At 40.0% G+C, this 9074-nt stretch carries 4 protein-coding genes, 1 tRNA gene and 1 pseudogene; 4 read left to right on the top strand and 2 right to left on the bottom strand.

The genetic code is table 11. The features are described from left to right. Positions 1-2765: pseudogene (locus AB5Z01_RS00820) on the bottom strand (hypothetical protein); the annotation flags it as partial. A gap of 226 nt (positions 2766-2991) precedes the next feature. Between AB5Z01_RS00820 and AB5Z01_RS00815 the strand changes: the two are divergent. Continuing rightward, positions 2992-3068, top strand: a tRNA-Pro gene (locus AB5Z01_RS00815). Between the two features lie 506 nt (positions 3069-3574). Here AB5Z01_RS00815 and AB5Z01_RS00810 read toward each other — a convergent pair. Further along, positions 3575-3886, bottom strand: a complete 312-nt coding sequence (locus AB5Z01_RS00810; protein WP_368365202.1) for a helix-turn-helix domain-containing protein — start codon at positions 3884-3886, stop codon at positions 3575-3577. A 378-nt stretch (positions 3887-4264) separates the two neighbouring features. Here AB5Z01_RS00810 and AB5Z01_RS00805 point away from each other — a divergent pair, with 378 nt between their 5' ends. Genes AB5Z01_RS00805 through AB5Z01_RS00795 form a run of 3 tightly spaced genes read left to right on the top strand, consistent with a single transcriptional unit; the run spans position 4265 to position 8751 of the window. After that, positions 4265-5563, top strand: a complete 1299-nt coding sequence (locus AB5Z01_RS00805; RefSeq protein ID WP_195221153.1) for a dynamin family protein — start codon at positions 4265-4267, stop codon at positions 5561-5563. Beyond that, a complete protein-coding gene (locus AB5Z01_RS00800) occupies positions 5560-8097 on the top strand; it encodes a dynamin family protein (protein ID WP_287216193.1) in 2538 nt (845 codons plus the stop codon). Before AB5Z01_RS00805 ends, AB5Z01_RS00800 begins: the two co-directional genes overlap by 4 nt. 18 nt (positions 8098-8115) lie before the next feature. Further along, positions 8116-8751 carry a DNA-binding protein gene (locus tag AB5Z01_RS00795; RefSeq protein ID WP_195221155.1) on the top strand — a complete coding sequence of 212 codons (636 nt, stop codon included), beginning with the start codon at positions 8116-8118 and terminating at the stop codon, positions 8749-8751. Positions 8752-9074: the final 323 nt, after the last annotated feature.

The raw sequence follows: 9074 nt of genomic DNA, 5'->3' as shown, positions 1-9074 counted from the left end.
TTTGAAATGCTAATTCTTGAAAGTGCAGGGATCTCAGCCGTTTCAAGAACTTTCTTGCAGACTGTACATTCCTTGTGCATTGAGCCTTTAACTCCGATAGAAGCCGCCTTGTCAGTTATCCAACCGCTTGATTTGTGACCTGTGGCATTTATCACTGTCTGAGCCTTGATAACAGTATTGCAAACTGAACAATGTGAGCCGTCTGTTTTGCCTGCGGTGGTGCAAGTAGCAGGGTAGCCCTTATCGGTAACTGCAGTGTGACCCTTTGCAGGAAGCTTTTCTGTAACTGTCGCATTGCACTTTGTGCAAGTCTTTGTTTTTGTACCCTCTGATGTGCAGGTCGGCTGTTTTGTTACAACCGAATTTCCGTAGCTGTGACCTGTTGCTTTTGTTGTGCTGTCCTTGTATGAAGTACCGCAAACAGAACACTTGTGGAGAGTGTAGCCGTCAGTAGTGCAAGTAGGTGCAACAACTGTGTCAGCATATTTGTGTGAAGTCTTTGCTATAGTTTCTGTAACTGTCGCATTGCACTTTGTGCAAGTCTTTATAGCAGTACCCTCTGATGTGCAGGTCGGTTGTTTTGTTACAACAGAATTTCCGTAGCTGTGACCTGTTGCTTTTGTTGTGTTGTCCTTGTATGAAGTACCGCAAACAGAACACTTGTGGAGTGTGTAGCCGCCAGTAGTGCAAGTAGGTGCAACAACTGTGTCAGCATATTTGTGTGAAGTCTTTGGTATAGTTTCTGTAACTGTCGCATTGCACTTTGTGCAAGTTTTTGTTTTTGTACCCTCTGATGTGCAGGTCGGCTGTTTTGTTACAACAGAATTTCCGTAGCTGTGACCTGTTGCTTTTGTTGTGCTATCCTTGTATGAAGTACCGCAAACAGAACACTTGTGGAGAGTGTAGCCGTCAGCAGTGCAAGTAGGTGCAACAACTGTGGTTGTGTAGCTGTGGGAAAGCTTTGCAATTGTTTCTGTTACTGTTGCTCCGCACTTTGTGCAAGTCTTTGTTTTTGTACCCTCTGATGTACAGGTCGGCTGTTTTGTGATAACAGCACTGCCATATGTGTGGCTCGTGCATCCGCAGGTGAATTTGTATGTCTTTGCTACAGACGGATTGTATGTAGGATAAATTTTTACAGTGAGTGAACCGCCGTTTTTGAATGTGATACGTCTGATATCATTAGCATAGTTTTCAAGCTTATTTACACTTACCATACTGCGATCAGAAAATTCAACTGTGTAGTCTGTATCGTCATAAAGCCAGAAATCAATGCTGTCGCCCACACTGAACTGAGTTTTGCTCAATACGCTTGAAAAGGACGTATTCGAAAGGTCTGTGCGCCAATAAACAGTGGTAGAGGTCGGAACTGTGAACTTATTCACATAGCCGCAAGACTTGCAGGTCTGTGTTACAGTGCCGTCAGTTTTTGATGCGTACTTTGTTTCGTAGTCATGACCTGTTTTGACGTCAACCGTCTTTATATCGTCAAGATTTGAAAGGTTCAGGGAGTTAAAGGTCACGTTATTTTTATCGTAAACATACCAAACTGCTCTGCCGTTTTTGATAACAGGCTGGCAATCTGAAAGGCTTCCCTCAAAGGTGTGTATACTGCCGTTTACTGTGCCGTCAGCGTTTAGCTTCACACAGTTTACCTTTGTATCTCTGGCCCACAATAGCAAAAAGCTGTTATTATTTATCTTCACAAGCTGTGGAGCAGAAGCTGAGTCTGTACCCTCTGCATAAGAAGTTATCTTATTGAGCTTGTTTGTGGAAAGGTCCTTTGAAACAGCGGAAACGTAGACGTTTCGTGTTTCTGACGTATTGATATAATCAAGGTCAACTGTACTCTGTGCCACGATATAGCTTGATGATGACACATCAAAGCCGCCTATAGCCGCACCTGTATAGTTATAGTGACCGGCGGTATATTCAGGGTATGTTACAACGTCGATATTGCTGACCTGTTCAAAATAACTTGGGAAAAATTTGCCTGTAGTAAAATCAGAATTATACTTCACCAGAACGGCAGAACGTGGATGAGCGTCACCATGGTCGAGGGCGACTATATGGTTGCCGTCGGTTTTTATAAACTGATTGAAGGAGTGGCTCACATAGCCATAATCAACGTTCATGATGCCGGTATACGAATCAGTGATAGTCATTGAAGGCATATCCACTTCAATGGTAACATTAGACTGATGATTATTGCCGTCGCTTGATTTATACATTTCGTGGCAGGTTCTCACAAGCAGGTGGTCACCGCTATGGGTCATTCTTGCCGAGCCTGCATCGAATGGAACTGTAGTGTTAGCTCCATACAGACCGCAGGACTTTATTTTGTTCCAATTCTTATCATACTTCGTTATACGGAAAACCTCAAGGGAGTCGTTTTGTTTCGGATTTTCCTGACCGCTAAGGACATAATAATTATTGCCGGAGTCATAGAAAGCGCCAAAGATCGGCAGTTCATTATCGATAAGCTTAGTGCTGAGCGGTTCAAAATCAGAGCTGTAATATTCCACAAGGAGCTTGCCCTCGATAGCACCTGACTGGACACGCATATAATTGCCGTTGTCACACACTGTCAGGTAAGATTTCACTGTGTCAGACCATTGCACATAGTCCTGATCATTCACATTAGAGCCTGAATACGCAACACATTGCGCCACGGCAAAGGCACTGAACGATCCAGCAGACACAGCAGTAGAAACAGCCATTGCGCCAGAAAGGACAATGCTCAACATTCTTTTCTTCATATTCATTAATTTCATCACCTCATACAAAAACTTTTAAACGAGAACACCTTTATATATATAATATCACAACGCAAAGCATATGTCAATGAAAATAAGTTACAATGAGAATGATTTCAATAAATTCGTCATACACCAAAGGTCAACGCAGTAAAAAAGAGCAAAGAGGATACAAAACAGAAAAAAACGCCTTGACAAGGTTTGATGGGTGTGATATAATATTACAGTGGTATTTCGAGGTGTGGCTCAGTTTGGTAGAGCGCTGCGTTCGGGACGCAGAGGCCGTGGGTTCAAGTCCCGTCACCTCGACCAGTCACTCGCCGTGACGGGCATTGTCCGTCATGGCTTTTTTTATTATCAGAACTTAACGCCGCAGGGGGAGTTTTTGTATTACCTAAAAAAGTAGGGTTATGCTTTGGAGAACCGAAAAGCGTAACTCTTTTTATTTTGGTCGAAACGCAGGCTTGAACCCACTGTTCAACGTCCCGTCACCTCGACCAGTCACTCGCCGTGACGGGCATCGTCCGTCATGGCTTTTTTTATTATCAGAACTTAACGCCGCAGGGGAAGCTTTTGTATTACCTAAAAAAAGTAGGGTTATGCTTTGAGAAACCGAAAAGCGTAGCCTTTTTTATTTTGGTCGAAACGCAGGCTTGAAGCCACTGTTCAACGTCCTGTCACCTCGACCAGTCACTCGCCGTGACGGGCATCGTCCGTCATGGCTTTTTTATTATCAGAACTTAACGCCGCAGGGGGAGTTTTTGTATGCTCCACATAGCAAAAGTGCCTTATGACTAGCATTAAGGCACTTTACCGATTCAATCTTTCCCCAACCTCTCCGAAATCTCCAGCACAAGCTTCTGATCCTTCTCAGAAAGCCTCGACACGCTCTCAACTATTTTCTGCGTTAGTGCAGGGTTTTTGCTGCCATCGTCGAAAAACTGCTTCGGAGTGACTTCAAGATACTCGCAAATGGCAAGAAATTCACCAAGGGACGGCATCGTCCGACCCGATGATATGCTTTGAATATACCCTTTACTGTGTCCGAGTGCAAGGCTCATCTTGTATTCGGACACATTTTTTTGCAATCTAAGCTGCGTAATTCTGTTGCTGATATCCTTTTCCGTCATTTTCATTCTCCCTTCGTCGATTTGTATCACTATACCCATTATAATATATATAATGTGACAATATTACCGCTTATATTAGTATTATTTCTTGACATATACCGCTAGAAAGGGTTATAATGTAAAAGTAAACTAATTTTAAACGGACATACCTTTGTCTGGCAATTATGCTATACTGAAAGCAAGATAAAACGACAAAATACGATGATTTGCCGCACCGATAATTTGACATTTTTGGTTAAAACAAAAAAATATTCTACGAAAACGTTATACTAAGCTGTCAGCTTAACAAATTCAAAATCAAATGTGGTATAATTAAATCATACATTAATTGTTAGTTTTATTATAGAGGTGATAATTATTAAAATAGAAAATTTATCCATGTCGAATATTTTGGTTTATAATCCAATTATTAATGACTCAGACAGTGTAAAAAGAGAATATTTTGAACGGCTGAAGAAATATCTGAAAATTGGCGGTTTTGATAAACGAATATACGAAAAGTCATTGCTTGAAGCATATGAGAAAATAATTTTGACTCATAAAAGTGCTGATATCGTCCACGACATCTCTTTTTATCGTAATCTTATTGTGTTTGATCTTTTACATATATTAGGCTGCTATGTAAACGACACCACAATAAGAAAATTAAAGCAAATAGAAAAGCAATATGTATCAGATTTTCAGATAAGGTCAGGTCAATGGAACTTGATGCTTCCTCTGGCAGCTTCACTAACAAACTCCGTGAAGATCTCTTCTTCAATACGTAGACATTTATCTGACATCGAAAAAAAATATGCAGATGTATTTATGCACAACCTTGCATTTCGTAACAAAAAGCCATTCAGAATTATGGTAACAGCGACTATGAGTGCAGGCAAATCAACCTTTATCAACTCATTAGTCGGCAAATATGTATGTTTGTCTCAGAATATGGCTTGCACAAGTAAAATACACAGCATATACAATAAGGCTTTTGAGGACAATTATTTTTACGAATACGATCACGACTTAGTCATGACAGCAGGACGTGAGGAGTTAGTAAATGATAATGAACTTAATTACACTGACAAAATAATAGTTGCAGGTCATTTTAATGGAATATTATCAGACGAGAGGATATTAATTGACGATTCTCCAGGAGTGAATTTCAGTGAAGACAGCTCTCATCGTGAAATAACCGAAGCCATGCTCAAACGTAAAAAATACGATCTTCTCATATATGTGATGAACGCAACTCAGCTCTCCACAAATGATGAGAATGAACATCTGGAGTTTGTGAGGAAAACAATCGGTAAAACGCCATTGATCTTTGTGCTTAACAAAATAGACAGTTTCAATGAAGAAGATGAAAATGTGCGTGATGTGATAGATCGACAGATACAATATCTTAAAAGCAAAGGTTTTAAAGAACCGATAGTTTGTCCACTCTCTGCACGGGCTGGTTATCTGTCAAAGACTTGCCAAAACAGCACTTTGAGCAGAAGCGATGAACGCACGCTGTATTATCTGATAGATAAATTTGAAAGAATGCGGCTTAAAGAATATTATAAAACTTCATTTCCGCAAATAAAGGTGCCGTACAGCGATGACGAAATAGAACAGCTCCAAAACTCCTGCGGATTATCATACACAGAAAAAATCATAAAAAATTATATAAACGGAGGTAAAAAATTATGACACAGGTCAATGTAAAGTATAATCCCTACAAACTTGAAACACAGATCAAGATCAACGGAAAAGCTATCCAGAATGACAGCGCCCTTTACAAATTGGTAAAAGGAAAAAGACTTCAGGAATGGGTTGGTAACTTCCCCAAAATGCTGGTTGATGACCAGAACACTGTCGAGCTGAAAGTTGAATTCAATGGTATGGCTCTTGATTGGGATGACTTTGAGGACGCATTTAAGACAGCTAAATCAGACGGTGTGATAAGAAAGCTTGAAATGAATTTTGTTGAGGGAAAAAGCGACGAAGCTGTTACAGATAATATCGTCAAAATATTCTATGACCTGAGAAACAGCGGGATAGAAGATTTTAAAGACCCGAAGCTTGTCAAGGCATTTGATAATATCAACAACTCAGTTTTCCCTATAAACGTTATTGCAACAATGAGTTCAGGAAAATCTACACTTATCAATGCCCTGCTCGGCAAGAAGTTAATGCCTTCAAAAAATGAAGCTTGCACGGCAACTATAACTGAGATACTTGATAATGATGAAGATACATTCTGTGCCATTGTACATGATGAAGACGAAAACCCTATCAAAGAGATACAGGAACTTACCTATGATATCATGTGTGAACTGAATGCAGACGAGCAGGTACACAGAATATCCGCAGAGGGAAATATCCCGTTTCTTGACGCCAGAAGCACTGCTCTTATGCTTGTTGACACCCCAGGCCCTAACAACTCACAAAATCAGGCTCACAAGAATACTACATACAGAGCCATAAACAGCGACGCAAACAACCTTATCATCTATGTACTCAATGGCACACAACTCAGCACAAATGATGACGCTTCCCTGCTGTCATATGTTGCCGAACAGATGAAAAAGGGCGGCAAACAGGTAAGAGACAGATTCCTTTTTGTTGTTAATAAAATGGACGGCTTTAATCCTGATGAAGAAGATATCGAAAAAGCTATCGAGTCTGCAAAGAGATATCTTGCAAATTACGGAATAGAAATTCCGCAGATATTCCCTTGCTCGGCATACACTGCTCTTAATATCAGAACATACCTTAAAGATGTAGATATCGATAATCTTACAAGAGCAGACGAAAGAAAACTTCCGTCTGCGGCAAGAGATACGCTACCAATGATAGATAAATTTATTGAGAAAGAAAATATGCACCTTGAAAAGTATTCCACACTTTCTCCAAGCGCACAGCAGCAGTTGGAATATCAGTTAAGTCAGGCAGAGAAGAATGGGGACACGAAGGAACAGGCACTTATACACTGTGGAATCTATTCCATAGAAGCTGCCATAACAGCTTATGTAAAGAAGTATGCAAAGACAAAGAAAGTAAAGGACCTTGTGGAGTCATTCAAAGAAGTTCTCGAAAGCAATCAGGTGCTTGCAAAAGCAAAAACCTTGGTTGCCACAGATGAAGAAGCGGCAAAAGCCTGCGCTGAAAGAGCGACGGCAGTTCGTGAAAAAATAGACAATGGACAGGACGCAGCTATTTTCAAAGATAAAATTGCCAAGCTTGACCCAATGCCGACCTTGAACAAAAAGGCTGAAGAGCTTAAGGGAAATGTCGCAAGAAGAACGAGCAGGATATTTGAGCCATACGGCGACACAATAACCAACAGAGAAGAAGCCAAAAGGCTTGTATCTCAGTTCACCAACATGAGTTCAGACTGCATTGCCGAGATAACTTCTGACCTTGAAAGTGCAATAAATCATGAGGTAATGGAAACAGGTTCTAAGATACTTAATGAATATCAGGAAAAACTCACAAAAATAGACGAAAGCTCCAATGAAAAACAGCTTGATTTCAATACTGTTGACCTTATCAAGGGCACATTGAACGGTATGAAAGAAAACGTCAATGTTATGTGTTCTGATGATTTTGCCACACAGACAGTTGATGACTTCGGTGAAACGACAACAGAAGAAAAAAAATACTATGAAAAGACAGGTCAGAAAGAAGAAAAGATAGCTGACGGTATTGAAAAAGTCAAGATAGGAACAAAGAAAGTAAAAAGCGGATCACACAGAGAGAAAGCCGGAACAAAAACAGTTCGCAATCCTTCAAAGCGTTGGTGGAAGATATTCACGCCTAAATATATTGAAAAAGACGTATATGTTACTGTAGATGACTACAAGGACGAAGATGTGTATGAAGACGTTATAAAGTATAAAACTATTATGCGTGATGTTTTTGAGGAGCGCACTGAGACTATAGAGAAATTCTCATGCGTGACTGCCGTAATCTCAGCAGGTCTTATCTCCCAGCTTCACAGAGCATTGGACGACGGAATCGAAAAGGCTCTTGAATATGCACAAGATCAGATAACGTCAATGAAAGATCAGTTCACTGCTATGTTTGATGAGCTTGACAGGATCATCAAAGAAAAATATGACGAGCTTGACAAGTGTGCAAACGACCAGCAGGCGAAAGAAGCCGAACTGAAAAAGAATAAGGAAACACTCGAAAGAATTGAGAAATTCAATTCTGAGATAGACAGTATTCTTGATATATGATCTTGAGAGGTGATAATTATGCTAAGTGGAGTAAAAAAATGTGCAGAAAGCGGAGATATTAAGGGGCTTCATTATATCTTTGTTGACTGCCTTGACGTTGACCCTACATTTGAAAAGTATAAAAGCGACTATGATTACTGTAAAAACATCAGCGGTTTTCTTGAGCCTTATCAGGAACTAACATCTTTTACATTTGATAAAAATAATTGGAACATGGAATATTGGCAGCATTTGAAAACAGATCTTACGAAAAACTTTTCAGACAAGCGTTTTCAGCACATGATACAGGTTGCAAGCGTGGTAAATGCTGATAAGATCGCTAGGCTTATAAAAGAAAGAAACGCTGCTAACACACCGAATATACAGCAGGTGAACAAGCCAAACGTTATCCACGAAAGAATGCAGAACAATACTGTCATGCCGCAGAGTTCAGCCAGCACATACGATCAGGCACAGATACTTGAAGCACAGCGCAGGCTTGAAGAAGAAAACCGTGCAGCAGAAATGGCTATCCAAGAACAAGAAAAGCGTAGAAGAGAAGCTATGGCAGCCTGCACAAAAGAGGAAGCTGACGCATCAAAAAAAGCAATAGGGGTCGTGGCGGCTGTGGCGGTAGCGGCAATAATCACAGTGGCTGTGTTGATAATAAAGTAAAACGACCCCTATACTGTATAAAAATTCAAAAAGGCAATTTTACTTATTGTATTTGGTCTGATCTTACCAAAATAACAAGAAGCTTTCCGAATGAGGAAAATGTCACAATCTCATATTGCTACGAAAGAGTTAATGATATACAAAAGATAAATGAGATAGAAAGTAAAAGTGAAAAATGGAAACTGATCGATAAATTCAAACTCAACGACGATAAAAATGAATATACTTTATATCATCAGAGAAATAAAGACAGAAAGCTGCTTGTAAATCTAAAAATAACACATTTAAACGAAAATACTAGATATTACACAAGAAAGAAGTGA

This window comes from Ruminococcus sp. RTP21359st1_H3_RTP21359_211015 (assembly GCF_040909065.1).
GTDB lineage: Bacteria > Bacillota > Clostridia > Oscillospirales > Ruminococcaceae > Hominimerdicola > Hominimerdicola aceti.
Note: the sequence above shows the minus strand (reverse complement) of the source record. Positions and strands in the feature narration are given on the sequence as shown.

Coding starts and splice junctions, on each gene's coding strand:
- AB5Z01_RS00800 (WP_287216193.1), top strand. CDS start 5,560: ATGACACAGGTCAATGTAAAGTATAATCCCTACAAACTTGAAACACAG.
- AB5Z01_RS00805 (WP_195221153.1), top strand. CDS start 4,265: ATGTCGAATATTTTGGTTTATAATCCAATTATTAATGACTCAGACAGT.
- AB5Z01_RS00795 (WP_195221155.1), top strand. CDS start 8,116: ATGCTAAGTGGAGTAAAAAAATGTGCAGAAAGCGGAGATATTAAGGGG.
- AB5Z01_RS00810 (WP_368365202.1), bottom strand. CDS start 3,886: ATGACGGAAAAGGATATCAGCAACAGAATTACGCAGCTTAGATTGCAA.